Annotated in this window: 14 protein-coding genes and 1 pseudogene; 10 read left to right on the top strand and 5 right to left on the bottom strand. The window is 58.8% G+C overall.

What is annotated here, in order from left to right:
• The 3 genes from IVB27_RS04735 to IVB27_RS04725 all read right to left on the bottom strand — a co-directional run.
• Positions 1-903 (bottom strand): LysR family transcriptional regulator (locus IVB27_RS04735; protein ID WP_247441785.1); only part of this gene is annotated, 903 nt, incomplete at its 3' end.
• Between the two features lie 73 nt (positions 904-976).
• Entirely contained in the window at positions 977-1,609 is a 633-nt protein-coding gene (locus tag IVB27_RS04730) for an acyl-homoserine-lactone synthase (RefSeq protein ID WP_026233906.1), read from the bottom strand.
• A gap of 519 nt (positions 1,610-2,128) precedes the next feature.
• A complete protein-coding gene (locus IVB27_RS04725) occupies positions 2,129-2,854 on the bottom strand; it encodes a LuxR family transcriptional regulator (RefSeq protein ID WP_247441783.1) in 726 nt (241 codons plus the stop codon).
• A gap of 274 nt (positions 2,855-3,128) precedes the next feature.
• Between IVB27_RS04725 and IVB27_RS04720 the strand changes: the two are divergent.
• From IVB27_RS04720 to ald, 5 genes and pseudogenes are all read left to right on the top strand, one after another.
• Positions 3,129-4,120 (top strand): annotated as a pseudogene (locus IVB27_RS04720) (amidase); the annotation flags it as partial.
• Between the two features lie 359 nt (positions 4,121-4,479).
• Positions 4,480-5,313 carry an amidase gene (locus IVB27_RS42850; RefSeq protein WP_345946825.1) on the top strand — a complete coding sequence of 278 codons (834 nt, stop codon included), beginning with the start codon at positions 4,480-4,482 and terminating at the stop codon, positions 5,311-5,313.
• Positions 5,195-5,923, top strand: a complete 729-nt coding sequence (locus tag IVB27_RS04715; protein ID WP_247441781.1) for an amidase family protein — start codon at positions 5,195-5,197, stop codon at positions 5,921-5,923. The genes IVB27_RS42850 and IVB27_RS04715 overlap by 119 nt, the downstream gene beginning before the upstream one ends.
• 230 nt (positions 5,924-6,153) lie before the next feature.
• A protein-coding gene (locus IVB27_RS04710) for an IS5 family transposase (protein WP_247441779.1) occupies positions 6,154-6,914 on the top strand; the annotation gives its coding sequence in 2 pieces (ribosomal slippage) (positions 6,154-6,480 and positions 6,483-6,914; 759 coding nt in all).
• A gap of 194 nt (positions 6,915-7,108) precedes the next feature.
• Positions 7,109-8,221 (top strand): alanine dehydrogenase, encoded by a 1,113-nt coding sequence (gene ald / locus IVB27_RS04705; RefSeq protein WP_247441777.1) that lies wholly within the window; start codon positions 7,109-7,111, stop codon positions 8,219-8,221.
• A gap of 265 nt (positions 8,222-8,486) precedes the next feature.
• Here ald and IVB27_RS04700 read toward each other — a convergent pair whose 3' ends face one another.
• Both IVB27_RS04700 and IVB27_RS04695 read right to left on the bottom strand, forming a co-directional pair.
• A complete protein-coding gene (locus tag IVB27_RS04700; RefSeq protein ID WP_247441775.1) occupies positions 8,487-10,166 on the bottom strand; it encodes an MFS transporter in 1,680 nt (559 codons plus the stop codon).
• 602 nt (positions 10,167-10,768) lie between these two features.
• Positions 10,769-11,245 carry an Lrp/AsnC family transcriptional regulator gene (locus IVB27_RS04695; protein WP_018459582.1) on the bottom strand — a complete coding sequence of 159 codons (477 nt, stop codon included), beginning with the start codon at positions 11,243-11,245 and terminating at the stop codon, positions 10,769-10,771.
• Between the two features lie 159 nt (positions 11,246-11,404).
• Here IVB27_RS04695 and IVB27_RS04690 point away from each other — a divergent pair, with 159 nt between their 5' ends.
• The 5 genes from IVB27_RS04690 (at position 11,405) to IVB27_RS04670 (ending at position 15,942) form a co-directional block, all read left to right on the top strand.
• Positions 11,405-12,916, top strand: coding sequence for an NAD-dependent succinate-semialdehyde dehydrogenase (locus IVB27_RS04690; RefSeq protein ID WP_247441773.1), 1,512 nt, complete (start codon positions 11,405-11,407; stop codon positions 12,914-12,916).
• 10 nt (positions 12,917-12,926) lie between these two features.
• Positions 12,927-14,327 (top strand): aminotransferase, encoded by a 1,401-nt coding sequence (locus tag IVB27_RS04685; RefSeq protein ID WP_018459580.1) that lies wholly within the window; start codon positions 12,927-12,929, stop codon positions 14,325-14,327.
• Between the two features lie 231 nt (positions 14,328-14,558).
• Positions 14,559-14,870, top strand: coding sequence for a hypothetical protein (locus IVB27_RS04680; protein WP_247441771.1), 312 nt, complete (start codon positions 14,559-14,561; stop codon positions 14,868-14,870).
• 204 nt (positions 14,871-15,074) lie between these two features.
• The gene (locus tag IVB27_RS04675; protein ID WP_247441769.1) at positions 15,075-15,380 is read left to right on the top strand and encodes a hypothetical protein; all 306 of its coding nucleotides are present in this window, start codon (positions 15,075-15,077) and stop codon (positions 15,378-15,380) included.
• A 16-nt stretch (positions 15,381-15,396) separates the two neighbouring features.
• Positions 15,397-15,942, top strand: a complete 546-nt coding sequence (locus tag IVB27_RS04670) for an IS66 family transposase (RefSeq protein WP_345946824.1) — start codon at positions 15,397-15,399, stop codon at positions 15,940-15,942.
• Positions 15,943-16,433 lie beyond the last annotated feature (491 nt).

Genomic DNA, 16,433 nt, shown 5'->3' with positions numbered 1-16,433 from the left:
TTCGTGTAGCGCGGGGTTTTCATTGTCGGCGCGCCAATAGGCAGAAAACTCGAACCGGCTCGCACCCGCCCCATCGCGCAGCTCCCGGTAAACAAGGCCCGCAAAATTTGCGCCTATATCGGACTCGAGCACGAGGCTTATTCCCGTGTTCATGCTGATCAGGCTTTTGATGATGCCGCGACTGACGTCATGGCGCTCGATATTTGGGCGGGCCTCAGGGGAAACGAGCTTGGAAACCAGGAGATCTTCGAGCTCCTTTCCGGGGTCGTAGTGGCTGAGCAGCACCGTCTCACCACGCAGGTCGGTCCAGTAGACAGTTTCGCGCGAACTGAGAGGATGGTCATGAGGCAAGGCAACGAGAACACGCTCGCTCCACAGAGACATGGCTTTATTGTCCAACAGCGGCAAGCTCCCCGTGACGATCAGGAGATCAAGCGATCCGTTGCGAAGTGCCGCTGCTAAACGTGTCCGTGATCGTTCAACCGTTGCAAGAGCGCTCTGCGGGAAGCGCTGCTTGAACTCAAGTAGGGACGCTTGCAGATTGCCGGCCGAAAGTGATGTGCAGAAACCGACGCTCAGACGGCCGGTTTCGCTGTTGTGGACGGATCGCGCGGTTGCGATGAGTGCGCCGAACTCCTCCAGGATGGTTCTGGATAACCGAAGAACGTCGCGGCCGGGCCGCGTTGGGCGCACACCTCCGCTGAAGCGCTCGAAAATTGGAACGCCCAAGTGGTGCTCAAACTCGCTGATTATTCGGCTAAGGCTCGATTGTTGCGATCCCAGCAACTCGGCGGCTCCACGAAAGCTACCGCAATCCGCGGCAGCCACCGCCGATCTTAAGTGCTTCAGTTCCACGGCTTTGTGGGCTTGAAGCGAAAGATTTCGTCCGCGGGAGTTGCGCATCTTGAGGAACGAGCGAGAGTGGCTGCCGGTTTAGTGCGCAGCCATGTTGAAAGCTTCGGACTTGCTCGAATGCCTACGCGGCGGCTCGGACGACAGGCGCCCAGAGCACTGGACCTGAGATCTGCCCCGCCTGACGGATACGTTCCAACGCACCCGTCGATACTTCCAGGTAACCGGCAACAGCCGACGTGTTGCCGAGTGCCCGAGATCTCCCAATCCGGCAAAGAGGCCAGCCAGCGCGCCGAAGAATGCGCTCCATGCGGGCATCGGTGACGGTGACGATATTACAGAGATCAAGGGAGAGGCCGAATTCGATCATAGCTGCAAAAAGCTGGTAAGTCGCAGCAGCAAGTCCGCCACCTGCCTTTGGCGCGTCGGGGGGAATGTCGAGCGCAAAACGGCTGCTCTCCCAGATCTTCTCGCTCCGCGGCACCGGTTGCCCGTCCAGAAGAACCGGGAAAGTGTCTCTCAGCATCGTAGGGCCGGTCGAGGGGAGAAGACGGACACAACCCTGAAGCCGGCCTTCGCTCGACCGGAGCAGCAAGTGAACAGGCCGAACGACATCGAACGCGTCGACCTCCATGTCCCCCCTCACTTGGACTTCCCATTCAAGACGCTGCTTGAACACTCGATAGCGCAGACGGTGCATCTCGGCCAGCTCCTCAACAAACTCGCCGTAATATTCTGGCTTAATCAGGAGCATCATTGCCACCTCCGTGCTTGCTTCGCAAAGTGAAGCACAATCCTGCGTACCCTCCACCTGTGCAGGTGCACAGGTGCGTGACCATTTTGCTTCGAGTATGATGTTGGTTTTTTCTTCTGGCCACCAAGTGAGGGCCGGCAATTCGTGCCAACAACGATCTTCTTTCAACTTTTTAACACGCGGAATGTGGCCGATAGCCGCGCGAACGAAATGGTCGCCGTGGCGAGCCGACATTTCACGTACGGCCGGGCCGCACTTAGAATAAGCCTCAGCCTCACGGCCCCCCATGATGCAGTTGGCGAGCGGATCCTACCCCTGACATTTTTCCTGATCGGCCTTGGCTCGGTCCTCCGCCCTGGCTCTGACAACGGCTCGCCAGCCGGCATGCTCATGAATCATCATAGCATAGCACGGCGCTGCGCTCAGTGCCTGCGTACCAAGGACCAGTGGTGCGGCCGGGTCTTCTGGCGGGACTCCCACGCGGCGGCAGTGGTGCGGCGGGAAACCCAGGGGCAAACGCGCCTACTTTCGTTGTGAATTGCTCTGCGCCAATCGCGCCACCGCCTGGCAAATCGTGCGAACCCCGAGCTTCGCTCGAACATTATCCAAATGAAACGCGGCGGTTCTCCGTGAAATTCCCAGGATGACTCCGATGTCGGCAATCGATTTTCCTTGAGAGGACCACTCGAGGCACTCGTGCTCGCGCTGAGACAGCGTGACGCCATCGATCAAACGGTCGGGCGTAAGCTTTTGTCGTGCATGCGCATGGAAATACCAGGCGATCACTTCCAGAACATTGCCACGTTCCCTTATGGAGCGCTCGAAGCCGGCTCGGTTCGTGTCAGTCGCAAATGTTATGATGGCTGTTTCACCTCTGTTGTCGTGAATTGGAATGGTATATCCGTGCCGGATACCGAACCTGCCTGCCTCTTCGAACAGCTCTCGCTCAGCATCCGAGCGAATTGGCGCCCCGGACCCGGGCCCCCACCAAAACGGTCGGGCATGGATGATCGCTTGGCGAACCACAGGATCCAACTCCTGGTAGCGGCGTTGCAAATAATGCGTAGTCCAGCCGGGCGGATATGTTGAAATCAGCTTCGGAACGTCGCCTTCCTTCTTCGAGAGCCCGAGGTAGGCGAACGAAGATAAGCTCAGAGCTTTGGCAACGTCCGCCATACTTTGCTGCAGAGCAGTCTGGTCTCTGCTCTCAATCAGTCGATCGATAAATGTCTGAATGGTTCGGTTCATTTGCCGTCTATGGAGGCGCTTTCCGGGGAACTACTATCTCTGGGTGTACACGCCTTCGCAAGGGCTTCATCGTCGAATCTTCACGCCGAACTCCCGGACTCCCCCGGGGCGCCGTCGAGTCGGCGATCGTGACGGCAATGCAATCACCCTCGGAGGATCCGGCGGAGTCCTGCGAAAGTGTGTAGGAATTTGCAGGATCTATGCGCTGTTCGACGAGTTCTTCACGTTTTCGATTCTGCGTGAGGCCGTACGCTCTCTCGGCGGCAGATGAATAGGTGCTGGCGCAAACACTGTGAACGACCTTTTCGGAGCCACCCTGAATCCGTGGACTTGCCGGCGGGATGGCCTGGCTCGCGCATGGCTCCGATATGGGAGGCTCGCTCCGAAACCCGGCAAGCTTCTGCGGTGTGGTTGGCCTACGGCCGAGCTTAGGTCGAGTGGCGCGAACCCCGAAGTTCAAGATCGACCGCAATCTTGGTATACAAGGGCCGATGGCGCGCAACGTCGAGGATGTTGCGCTGATGTTGGACGCGATGAGCGGGGACCACCCCGGCGATCCGCTATCCCTTCCAGCACCGGCGCAATCCTTCCTAGCGACTACGCGCACCGGCAAACGACCCAGGCGCGTTGCGTTTTCTCCGGATCTCGGCATAACCCGGTAGTCCCGCAAATCGCGGCAATCGCGCGCAAAGCTGCTCGGCGCTTTGAGGAGATGGGCGTAACCGTTGAGGAGGCTCACCCGGATCTCCGTGAAGCTCAAGAGTGCTTCCACATCCTTCGGGCGTTTGACTTTGCGGTCAGCAAGGCCGCTCTGCTGCGGAGCCACCGCGATCTCTTGAAGCCCGAGATCATCTGGAACATAGAGGAAGGGCTCAAACTTTCAATCGAGCAGATCGAGCGCGCTGAGGGGCAGCGGGTGACAATGGCCTCCCGCATTCTAGAGTTCTTTGAGGAGCACGACCTGCTCTTATCACCTGCAACAATTGTAGAGCCGTTTCCGGTAAAGGATCGTTACGTTACAGAATGCGAAGGTAAACGGTTTGAGAATTATGTCGATTGGGTCGCTATAGCCTTTGCGATCACATTGGTTTGTTGCCCGGCACTATCTCTGCCCTGCGGCTTCACTCTTTCGGGCCTTCCAGTCGGGCTGCAGATGGTGGCTGCTCCTCGCGCAGACGGGGAGAGCTATTGGCCGCCGCTAAGTTGCTGGAGGATATTCTAGGTCTGCGCGGCTGCACGCCGATCGACCCGCGGGCACCAACGTGAGCGGCGGTCATGGTGATGGACTTCTCCTTCTTATCGGTGCGGGTGCATGTGGCGGTCGAAAGATGAGTACCAGGCGTGACCACTCGGAGATCTACACTACCCGTCGAGGGCTGCGGACTCGCAGGCCAAAGCTGGTCACCTCTATGATAGGCCACGCGTCGGGATTTGTGGACGTCGGTTGTTTCTGCCGCTCTCGCGGCGCTAGCAAAGAAGATTCGACGATTATGCAGTTACGGCTATAAGTCCGGCCTTAAACCAACACGACGTTGGCTTGAGTCCGGAGGATTTGCTGCTGGCGAAGCGGCATCCAGCGATATCTGTTTGCAAACAACGCGCCGCGAAGCGCGCTCGGAGAGATCATGAATTTCGAGGAGTTTAGGTCCAGAGATGGAGTGGGTTTGGCACACCTGTTGGCTAGTAACGCCGTCAGCCCGCTCGAATTGATGCGGATCGCAATTGATGCGGCCGTCCGCTTCAACAAGAGGACGAACATGATGTCCTATGCGGACTTCGAAGGCGCGCCGGATAGGGCTTCCCGGCACCAGATTGTTCCGGGGAAGTTCAGCGGTCTGCCTTTTCTTCTGAAGGACTCAGCACTTGCATCGGTAGACCTGCCCCTAAGCCTTGGATCGTCGCTTTTCAAAGGAAGTAGGGCGCAAAGTGATTCGACGCTCGCCACCCGGTTCCGTCGAGCCGGCTTCATTTCGTTCGCGCGTTCGACCGTGCCCGAAATGTGCATGGCCCCCACGACCGAGGCGCGCCGCAACGGCGGGCCCACACGTAATCCATTTGATCTTGAGCGCTCATCAGGACGTTCGTCCGCGGGCGCGGCGGTTGCCGTTGCGTGCGGGATTGTACCAATCGCGCATGGAAGTGATGGCGGCGGTTCGATCCGGACTCCAGCATCCTGTTGCGGTGTTTTTGGACTCAAACCGACACGCGGAAGAGTACCCATGGGTCCGTTCAAGGGCGAAGGATGGGGAGGGCTCGCTAGTGACGGGGTAATAAGTCGCACCGTCCGAGACACTGCGCGCGCACTCGACTTGATTGGCGGGTTCGAACGTGGCGCGCCTTATGCTTGTCCAGAAGGGTCAGGTTTTGAAGCCGCGCTGGGCACCCCCTTTGAGCAGCCCCTGCGCATCGCGCTCTGGCAAGACCCTTGGGGACTTCCCGTCGGATCACATCTGTCTTGAGGCACAGGAGAAGACCGCCACATTGTGCGAGACTCTAGGCCATGAAGTAGTCAGCATCGAGCCCCCTGACTTCGAATATTCCAATTTCATCGACGCGATTGTTACGGTGATGGCGGCAAACATCACCTTGACTGCCCGTACACGGCTCGCATCTGAACAGCGAGATCCAACTGCGGATGAACTCGAGCCGGCGATCCTGGACGGTTACCATCTCGGCACTCGCCTAAGCGCACCCGACTATGCGGTGGCCATCAATCGGCTGCACGCAACCGGTCGAATGATGGCGCAAATGATGGAAGGATACGATCTGCTATTGACGCCAACTTTGGTATCGCTCCCGATGGAGCTCGGGACCATCGCGATGGAAACTGCCGATTTCATAGATTACAGACGTAGAGTAGGAAAACTCACTCCGTTCCTGGCTGTGGTCAACGCCTCTGGCCAACCGGCCGCGAGCCTACCACTTTGGCGTCACGCTGGGCTTCCCGTCGGCGTTCAGCTGATAGGTCATTTCGGCCGAGAAGACATCGTTCTGCGACTTGCTTCTCAGCTCGAGACTTCCGAACTCTGGAGGGCCGCCCAACAGTGGCCTGACGCGACTGCTATCTGATTCGACCGCTCTGCCGCATGAGGGTCCGGCTGAAAGCGCTGTCACACCGGCCAGGTCGTCACCAAAACTTGACGGTAGCTCCGCAGTCGCGTCCCGCTGCATCTACGGGTTCGATGGGCTAGGCCGGGCGCGTCGGTTTAGCAGCCGCGGCTGTGCAGCTGATCTAGGGTCTCTACCTAATTAGCGCCACGCGATTCCCTTGTCCGCATATTTTGATTCGGGGACGAGAGATGCGTGGCGGCCTGTTTTGGTTGAATGATAAGCAGTGGGCGCGGATAGAACCGCACCTGCCGACGGGACTGACCGGACCGGATCGGGACGACGATCGGCGCATTATCAGCGGCATCATTCAGATGCTGCAATCGGGTGCGCGGTGGCGTGATTGTCCCCCTGAATACGGGCCTTACACGACGATCTACAATCGCTTCAATCGTTGGGCAAAGCGCGGACGATGGTGCGCGATCTTTGAAGCGCTGGCCAAGCCCGGCAAAGATGCCGTCGCGCTTTCGCTCGACTCGACCTCGATTAAAGGTCACCGGTGTGCCTCCGGCGGAAAAGGGGGGAGCACAATCAACCAATCGGCCGCTCGCGAGGCGGCCGCACGACAACAATCCATGCGCTGAGCGATCCGCTCTGCCGGCCTGTCGTCCTGCATCTGACACCAGGCCAGAATGCCGATATCTCGGCGGCGCCAGATGTTCTGGCGCTCGCGCCGCCCATGAGCGCGCTCCTCGGCGACAAAGGTTATGACGGCGACGACTTTCGCAGCGAAATCGTACGTCGCGGCGCCAAGCCCGTCATCCCCAACAAATCCAACCGCGTCGTCATCCACCCCTTCAACAAGCGTGCCTATAAAGGCCGAAACGTCATCGAGCGCTGCTTTTGCAGGCTCAAGGACTTTCGCCGCATCGCCACCAGATATGACAAGCTCGCCCGCGCTTTCTTGGCCGCTGTTCATCTCGCCGCTCTCGTCGCATACTGGCTCAATTGAGTCCGGACCCTAGCTAGTCTTGATGTGCTTATGTTTGTCACAACCGAATGGCGCGCTCTCCCGCCGCTCTAGCCAGTTCGAAATCCTGCGACAAACTGGACAACAACGCCGTATTTCTCCGCCATTCCACGTTCTCTGAAGCAGGATCGCTTCTGTTTCTGACTACAAGGGCACACCCAGGCAGGAGATTGCATATGAAGGTCGGTGTTCCCAAGGAAATCAAAACGCATGAATACCGAGTAGGCCTGACGCCTGGAGCCGTCCGCGAATATGTGAGCGCTGGTCACAAAGTGGTGGTCGAGACCACTGCGGGGGCTGGCATTGGGTCGACTGACGACGACTATCGCAAGGCCGGCGCCACGATTCTGGACTCTGCTCGCGAGGTATTTGCATCGAGCGACATGATTGTAAAGGTCAAGGAGCCGCAGCCTTCGGAATGGGTGCAGCTACGAGAGAACCAGATTCTTTTTACATACCTACATCTCGCACCGGATCCGGACCAAGCCAAGGGGCTGCTGAATTCTGGCTGCACAGCCGTCGCATATGAAACCGTGACGGATGCACAGGGCGCTCTGCCGCTGCTTGCGCCGATGAGCGAAGTTGCGGGCAGACTTGCAATCGAGGCGGCTGGTACAGCGCTGAAGCGCTATACTGGAGGCCGTGGACTATTGATCGGTGGCGTTCCGGGGGTTCAACCCGCTCGGATCGTCGTCATCGGGGGCGGCGTTGTCGGTACGCATGCCGCGCGCATGGCTGTCGGCCTTGGTGCCGAGGTCACCATCATTGACCGATCTATACCCCGCCTCCGCGAGCTAGACGAACTGTTCCAGGGGCGCGTCCGCACCAGCTTCTCGACAATCGACAGCGTTGAAAAAGAGGTCTTTTCGGCGGACGTTGTCATTGGCGCAGTGCTTGTGCCGGGAGCGAGTGCGCCCAAGTTGGTCAGCCGCAAAATGCTGAGCTCAATGCGCAACGGCTCTGTGATCGTTGACGTCGCCATTGACCAGGGCGGCTGTTTCGAAACCTCGCATCCCACAACGCATGCTGATCCAACATACGATGTTGACGGTGTCATTCACTACTGCGTGGCCAATATGCCGGGGGCTGTCCCGCTTACATCCAGCCACGCTCTGAATAACGCAACGCTCCCATTTGGTTTGTCTCTCGCTGACAGAGGCTTTGCAGCGATACTTGAAAATCCTCATCTGCGCGCCGGTCTCAATGTCTATCGCGGCCGTCTGACCTACAAGGCCGTGGCCGACAGTCTCGGCCTGCCATTCTCCCCGATCGAACAGGCTGCGGCCTGATCCCGAGGCCACGCCTAGGGGCATTTTCCTCTCTGACTTGGCGGGCCACTCCTTCGGGAGTGGCCCCTTTTTTAGACTGGGGAGCGAACTCCCAAACACCTGCAATCGTTCCCTGAGCGAACACTATCATTGTGCAACAAGAACTTCGTCAGGTACCTGACCCTGTGTAGAACTTCGTCGACTCCTCTGAACTTTCACTTCTTGCGATACGGCGAGCAGTGCCGTTGCTCGTGTCCGCGTCGCCGGCACGCATTTCGCTAGTTTCTCAACTCCGAATCAGCCCTTGACCGTGCACCGCTTCCTTCACCGCGCGATTGAATTCATCTTCTTTCCGGCGGAGAGACCCGAAGGGGCGTTCCAGCATCCGGCGGACGCGGATCGGCACGGGACCTTTGTGGAATCCGGCGGCCTGTCGATCCAGGTCGCGCTCTGACTGCGTTGAGCGATTGCGCTGTCGCAGGTAATCCAGCCATGTCGGGCAGTGATAGCGTTCAGTCCAGAGTTCTGGGTCCGCAATGTCTCGCGCGATAGACCATCCATACGCGCCGTTGCGCTGCCGGAATAGCTGAACATCCTGCATCACTTTATGAAATGCCCGTGCATTCTCCTGCTCCACGCGATACTCAATTTCGACGACCAGGGGGCCACTGCGACCGGAAAGCTCAAGCCGAACCTCAGGGTCCGCCAACATCTCAGCATCTTGCTCACGAGCGCTGATGCGCGGCATGCGCAGCCAAACACCAAGCACCGGTGATCCCAGCATTAAGCAAGCTGAGATCAGAAGAGCTGTTTGCACCCCGGTGACGTCAGCCAGATAACCCCATCCCCAGCTACCAACGGCGATTCCGCCCGATCCAGCCGCTTGATACGCCGCGAGTGAACGGCCAGCGACCCAGCGGGGAGCTGACAGTTGAACTCCGATGTTAAAAATCGCCCAGGCAATCATCCATACAGCACCGGCGAGGAAGAGCGCGACGGCCGTCAGTACCGGCGCGTCGCTCAGCGCTACAGCGGTAATGGCTCCGCTCATAGACAACGCGCAGGCGCGGATTGCCGATTCGCCGCTCATACGTTTCCGTATCGTGGTAATGTTGAGCGCACCGACTACTGCACCTAGGCCAAAAGCGCTGAGGATTATGCCATATATCTGCGCACTACCTTGCAGGAGATCGCGGGCTACAAGGGGCATAAGCGCAATAATCCCGCCGCCGATCACCCCCAAAACCATTGAACGAAGCAGTACAATCTTGATGGAAGGCGAGTTGATGATGTAGCGCACGCCGGAAACAATGGCGCGGCTAAGCCGCTCGGGCGGCAGACGGCTCGGCTCTGAGACACGCTTCCATAGAAACAGCGCTACAAGAAGGGGAATATAAAGCAGCGTGTTGAGCGCAAACGACGCGACCACGCCCGCGGTTACCACCACGATTCCACCCATGGCCGGCCCGACGCTTCGCGCGACATTGTAGCTGATGCTGTTCAGCGCCACCGCGGCCGGAAGTGTCTCCGGCGGCACTTGCTCGCTGACTGAAGACTGCCAAGCAGGATCCATCAGAGCCATTCCGGTGCCTACCACAAAACACGAGATCAGCAACAGGTTCGGGGTAAGCAGGCCAACCCAGGCAAGGATTGTCAGTGCCGCCGCCCCGGTGAGCGCTACTCCGACGGACACCAGCGCCACGATTCGCCGGTCGTGCATGTCGGCAATCGCGCCCGCTGGCATCGAGATCAGCATCACCGGTAACATCAGAGCGGTCTGCACCAGCGCGACCTTGTCAGCTGACGAAGTCATCTGCGTCATTGCCCACGCCGCGCCGACACTCCGAATGAGGGCGCCAAGATTGGCAAGTACGCTCGCCAGCCAGATCCGTCGGAAAGTGAGCTGGCGGAGCGGAGCGGTAATGCCATCGGGGCGAAACGTAGCCGGCTTAGAAGACTTGGCCATGTCGGGTTCTGTGCCGCCTCCCTGCTCGGATTGAGCTGCCGTTCGTGGTGTAAACCACACGCGAGCAGACGTGACTTGCTCAGCGCGAAGGCACAGTTCCTACGGCTCTGACAAATGGCTGGAGTTGGCCCGCCCAGGTAGTCTCGTCTCGTTCGCGCGCGACAGCCCGTATCTCGTTCTATAGCTGCGAGTACTGACAATCGGATCCATTGCGTCTTGAATTGTGGGGAGCGACTACAGACCTCGTCAGGGTCTATGCCCGTACCAGCAAGGCGACTGAACTCGATCGCTGCACATTCTGTTCGCCGCCATCTCGATGCTGGTTGTGATAAGGACCGGCGCGCGAACTTCCTATTACAATCGTCCACAGCAGGGCAGGCCACTCTGCAAGCCGAACTGCAGATGAAGTTCCGCCACGTTTCTACTTGCTGCATCGTCTCGTCAGAGTGTGGATGATTGGCTGAGCCGGCTAACTTGCAAACCATACCTGCTCAGCATCGACGCTTCAGTCGCTCAGAATAGAGCCAGGCAGCTGATGATTTCAGGCGTTCTGAGTGAGGGCGCGATGAAAACCTTCGCAAAATAGACTCCGAGGAGCTGCGCTAATCCTCGGACGGCGATTCGATCGGAATAGCAAAGCCGGCCTTGACGCGATCCATGATAACCATCGTCTTAAATCCCTTGATGTCAGGGTTCTCGTAAAAAAAACGCCGGGTGAACTGCTCGTAGTCCTCCATCGTCCGGGCTGTAATGTAGAGAACGAAATCGGCATCGCCCGTGACATAGAACCCGTTGACGACCTCCGCAGATGATTTGATGGCCTTCTTAAACTTGTCGATGATGTCTGAGCGCTCTCGCTCGAGACTCACCAAGACAAGCATCTGAATGGGCCTTCCAACCGCCTTGGCCGAAACGATCGAGACATCAGCCTCGATGATTCCATCAGAGCGCAGTCTCTTTAAGCGGCGTTGACAGGCCGTAGCAGAAAGGCCGGCCATCTCGCCGATGACCTCGGATGTCAGACGATTGTTCTTCTGTACGATCTCCAGGATGCGGGCGTCTATCCGATCGTATTGCATGCTTCGCTCCAGCGTACTTCAGGTGCATTCCGTCGCCAAACCCATGCACGCCGCAGGAAATCCTCCAGGTCGCAGGGAAATGCGGCGCAAATCTTTGTCCAATACCACTATCCTGAATTCCTTGGATCATTTCAACAATTGAGCGTGCGTGACCCACAGATGACCTTTCAGGCGACTGCTCCTAGCGTCCGTCCCGCTGGCATAGCTACTCGTTATCTGCAAACTCTACGGCGGCGCGACTTCCTGGCGGGAGCGGCGCTGGTCGACGGTCGATGGTTCTCAGAGGGAGAGCGAGAACACGTGATCGATCCCGCGACCGGAGAGCGGATCGCGGATGTTGCTCGATGTAGCGCCACAGAGATGGAGTTAGCAATCGCCTCGGCTGAGCGGTCTTTCCCGGCTTGGCGAGAATTACTTCCAGCAAGAAGAGGGGCGGCACTGAGGGCATGGGCCTCATTGATGCTCGATCATGCCGAAGACCTCGCGATCCTGGTGACGAGCGAACAAGGTAAACCACTAGCCGAGGCACGGCAGGAAATTGCTTATGCGGCCGCCTTTCTTGACTGGTTCGCGGCAGAGGGCGAGCGTTCGTACGGAGAGACGATTCCCAGCCATAAGGCTGGTAGCCTCCTCCAAGTGCGTATGCAGCCGGTAGGCCTCGCAGCCGCGATTACGCCCTGGAATTTTCCTGTCGCGATGATCACAAGGAAGGCGGGCGCCGCTCTTGCTGCCGGGTGTCCAATCATCGTCAAGCCTGCGCCTGAGACTCCGCTGTCTGCACTTGCCCTTGCCAGGCTGGCCGAACAGGCAGGCTTCCCACCGGGCGTGCTCCAAGTGCTCGTTGGTAATCCGATCGAGCTTTCAGGGCCACTGTTGAGCGATACGAGAATACGCGCACTTTCGTTCACCGGTTCAACGGAGGTCGGCCGCTTGCTCCTTAAAGGAGCGGCCGAGAGCGTCAAGAAGGTCTCGTTGGAATTGGGTGGCCATGCCCCTTTTCTGGTCTTTGACGACGTTGACGTTGGTAAAGCCGTGAAGGGCGCGATCGCAGCTAAGTTTGCCACCTCCGGCCAAGATTGCTTGGCCGCCAATCGCATCTATGTGCAACGAAGCATCTATAACGCCTTCGTTGACGAATTTGCCGCAGCGATCGCCGGACTGAAAATTGGACATGGGCTGGAGCCCTCGACTGATATTGGTCCCATGACAACATTGTCTGTAGCCCAGAAATGCCGGGCGCAGATCGACGATGCGACACAGCGAGGTGCGCGCGTTTTCTCCCCAAATCAAGAGGCCGCCCTCGGTCCACACTTCGTCGCGCCAACGCTGCTCAGCGACGCCACGGAAGAGATGCTCATTGCTCGCGAAGAGACATTTGGGCCTGTCGCAGCCGTACTTCCCTTCGATTCCGAAGAAGAGGTCATAGCCCGAGCCAACGCCAACGAAATGGGGCTCGCTGGCTATGTCTACACGGACAGCCTACGCCGAGCTCTTAGACTTTCTGAGCAAATCGAGTGCGGCATGCTCGGTGTCAATACAGCTTCATTCACGGGACCGCCCATCCCGTTCGGAGGGTGGAAACAATCTGGACTTGGTCGCGAAGGATCGCGACACGGGTTGGCGGAATACATGGAACTTAAATACGTCTGCTTCGGCGATCTAGCAGTCTAGGAGATAAGAAATGATGGACATCAAAACCATTGCTGAACGGGATCGCTCGAGCGTTTTGCATCCCTTCACTCAGCTCAAAGACTTCGCCACGGGAAAGATGGGCGATCCGACGATCGTTACCGGCGGAAACGGGATCTGCATCAATGACGCAGAGGGGCGCAATTACATCGACGCCTTTGCTGGCCTTTACTGCGTCAACATCGGCTATGGCCGTACGGAGGTTGCCGAAGCCATCGCCCGTCAGGCTCACAGTTTGGCGTATTACCATACATATGCGGCGCACACGACCGAACAGCTGGCGACGCTGTCGGATCGACTCGTGCGGATGGCACCTGGCAGAGCAAGTAAGGTGTTCTACGGGCTATCCGGGTCCGATGCAAATGAGACCCAGGCCAAGCTCGTCTGGTACTATAACAATCTGCGTGCTCAGCCCAAGAAGAAAAAAATCATTTCGCGTGAGCGCGGTTACCATGGCTGCTCTGTGGTTTCGGGATCGATGACCGGTATGTCGTTCTACCACGATCACATGGACCTGCCGTTCCCGGGCATTCTGCACACGGGTGCACCGCATCACTATTGGGGCGCTGAGCCGGGCGAGACGGAACTGGGCTTCTCTCGTCGGCGCGCCGCCGAACTCGAAAAATTAATCGTGACCGAGGGGCCAGAAACAATCGGCGCCTTCATCGCTGAGCCGGTGCTAGGTACCGGCGGCATCACGCCGCCACCTGAGGGGTACTGGGGGGAAATCCAAGCCGTGCTCAGGCGTTACGACATTCTTCTGATTGCAGACGAGGTTATCTGTGGCTTTGGTCGCACCGGCGCGGACTTCGGTAGCACTCTTTACGCGATTGAGCCGGATCTGGTGACAGTCGCCAAAGGGCTGACATCCGGCTACATGCCGCTCTCGGCAGCCATTGTAGGTGAGAGAGTTTACAAGGTCATGGAGGAAGCCGCCGATCGCGTCGGGGCATTCTCGCATGGGTACACTTATTCGGGCCACCCGATTGCGGCTGCAGCTGCGAATGCAGTGCTCGACATCGTAGAACATGAGCAGTTAGCCGACCGAGCTAAAACCGTCGGCGCGCACTTTCAGAAGCGATTGAAAGAACGATTTGCGCAGCTAGAAATCGTGGGGGAGGTTCGGGGCGTTGGCCTGCTCGGCGCGATCGAGTTTGTAGCAGATCGCCAAACGAAACGCCGGTTTGATGCGGAATTAAAAGTTGGCGCACGAATCTCGAAGGCTGCCCGCGATCGGGGGCTTATCGCCCGAGCGATGCCGCATGGAGACATTCTTGGCTTTGCACCACCGCTCATTGTTTCAGAGGCCGAAATCGACCAGATTGTGGACTTGGCTTATCGAGCAACAAAGGATGTGATGGATGAGCTGGCCAAGGAGACAACGGTCGCTTGACTTCTGCTTGCAATAGGCTCGGTGGATTCTCGGGTCAGCCGAGGGGCGTGTGCACAAGTCTTCTGAGAATGCGCATGAAGACCATGCATATTGGCACGACATTCTTGCTTGGAAGCACTCTCATTCTGATTGGCAATCGGCAGTGAAGGACCCTCGGGACGCCGCGTGCGTTCGGAGACTGAGAGAGCTCGATCGTCATGGAGAGTCTGCTACCGGTGCCGAGGCGTCCGAGTGGCCGGCAAGCACGGAGCGACGCGCTGGCAGATTTACGATTGGCGACGACGCTTCCGACAGCGAGGCATGTTGGCGCCGTGCGAGGCGTCGCCGTCGACATTCGCGTCGGTGGTCGTGGAAAGCGCGTTGGAGGCGGGTCACGTTCCGGCCATCAAGCTTGAGATCGCGATCGCCGATGTCGTGCTGCGGACGGACGCAGCCATAGATGGCGAGCAGCTGTCCCGTTCAGCGGCGCAGCCTCGTGTTCCGATCGAAATGAGCGGACCAAATCAAGATTTTGGTCTGGGGATCGAACGGGCCTGGTGTTAGTCCATAAGCGCCTCGAAGGCTGCAAGTTCGTTTGGCCAACGATCGCAGACGGCGTGATGCGCATATCGCCAGCGATGTTCGCAGCCCTGAGTCGAAGGGCTGGATTGGAGGTTTCCGCCCGGAAGAAGCCCGGCGTCCCCAGGCAGCTGGATAACTGCGGCAGATTGACTCGGGCGCGCAGTGGTGATGCGCTCGAAATAGCGCATGAGCATTGCGGCGCGGCGCGAGGAAAACGAACGCCTGAAGGCGCGCTTTTATCAGTATCACTTACCGCTGGAAGACGTGGAGATCGCGCAATGCATCCTGCACGCGGCGCAGGAGAGAGCCGCGGCTGTGATCCAGGGCCGGATCGCGGAGCGCGCCAGATCTAGGTTCGCATCGCAATCGCGGCTGCTTGCCTGCCCATTTCTCACGGGTGGAACGGATCATCGAACCGCGAGTACGCTCCGTCCGTGCGGTTTCGGCGCCATGACGAAGATTGGCGAGGACGTCAGCAAACGCTCGACGTGATCCGGCGCAATGGCAGGTGTTGGTCACGCGCCGCCCGCAATACATCTGTCGCCGCTGCTCGGGCTGTAGCAGGCGCACGCACCGGAGCACGTGGGTGCCTGCTGGACTGCCGACCGAAGCGGCGACTGCGCACGTGATCGTGTCCAAGATCGGCGACCATACGCCGTTTCACCGTCAGGCCGAGATCTATGCGCGCCAGGGGATCCGACTCGATCGGGGACACTGGGCTAACTGGTCCGGCCGCGCCTGCTTCCATCTTCAACCCGTAAAGGACCACATGCGTCGCCATCTGGAGAGGGCAGATCGTCTGTTCATGGACGAAACCACGGCACCGGTGCTCGTTCCCGGGAGTGGCCACACGAAGAATGGCTACTTCGTACGCGGTTCATCGCCGGACATCCCCATAGCCGCATCGAAGACCTCATGCCGTGGCGATTCCGCAACACGTCAAGCTAACCTCGTTAGGGTCGCGGCTAAGCGTTTACTAGCCGGCGGCTCATCGGCGCGACCATCCGGAACGCAGCGCAAGCCGGCTGCAATTTCCATTGGGCATCGTGATTGACTTGGTGCACGCACCAACAGCGGGCTCGATTGAAGCGGCGTCGAGCAGTGCGGCGGACGCTTCCCCATCACACCCTCAACAACAGGTGGGCACTTGAAGCCGCCGCCCTCAAGCCGGCTCCAATACAGCACAAAGACCACTGCCGGCCCAGACGACAAGCTTCACACAGCGCTGTCAATCGGCCTTCAGGTTTTTGCATCAGTGTTGGCGGTGTCGCCCTGCGGAGCCAGAGATAAGTGCGCCCATGGGGTGCTTGGCCTTAATGGCCGATGCCGGTTCGACGGCGGCCCTGCGGCGCAGTTCGCGCTCGATCTTGGGCGCTGCCCCTCGCTTCTTGGCTTCTGGCCTGAGATGAAGATCCTGAACTTGTGATCGGGCGGCGCATTATGGCCGCGGTATCTTTTGGCGGAGGGGGTGCGTGCGATTGTGTTGCCGACCAGAGCCTCCATGCACATGCGGCGCACTAGGAACTCGCGCCAGCCGGCGCCGAG

This window comes from Bradyrhizobium sp. 197, assembly GCF_023073375.1.
Classification (GTDB): Bacteria; Pseudomonadota; Alphaproteobacteria; order Rhizobiales; family Xanthobacteraceae; genus Bradyrhizobium.
The sequence above is the reverse complement of the archived record's forward strand: the minus strand, read 5'-3'. Positions and strand labels throughout refer to the sequence as shown.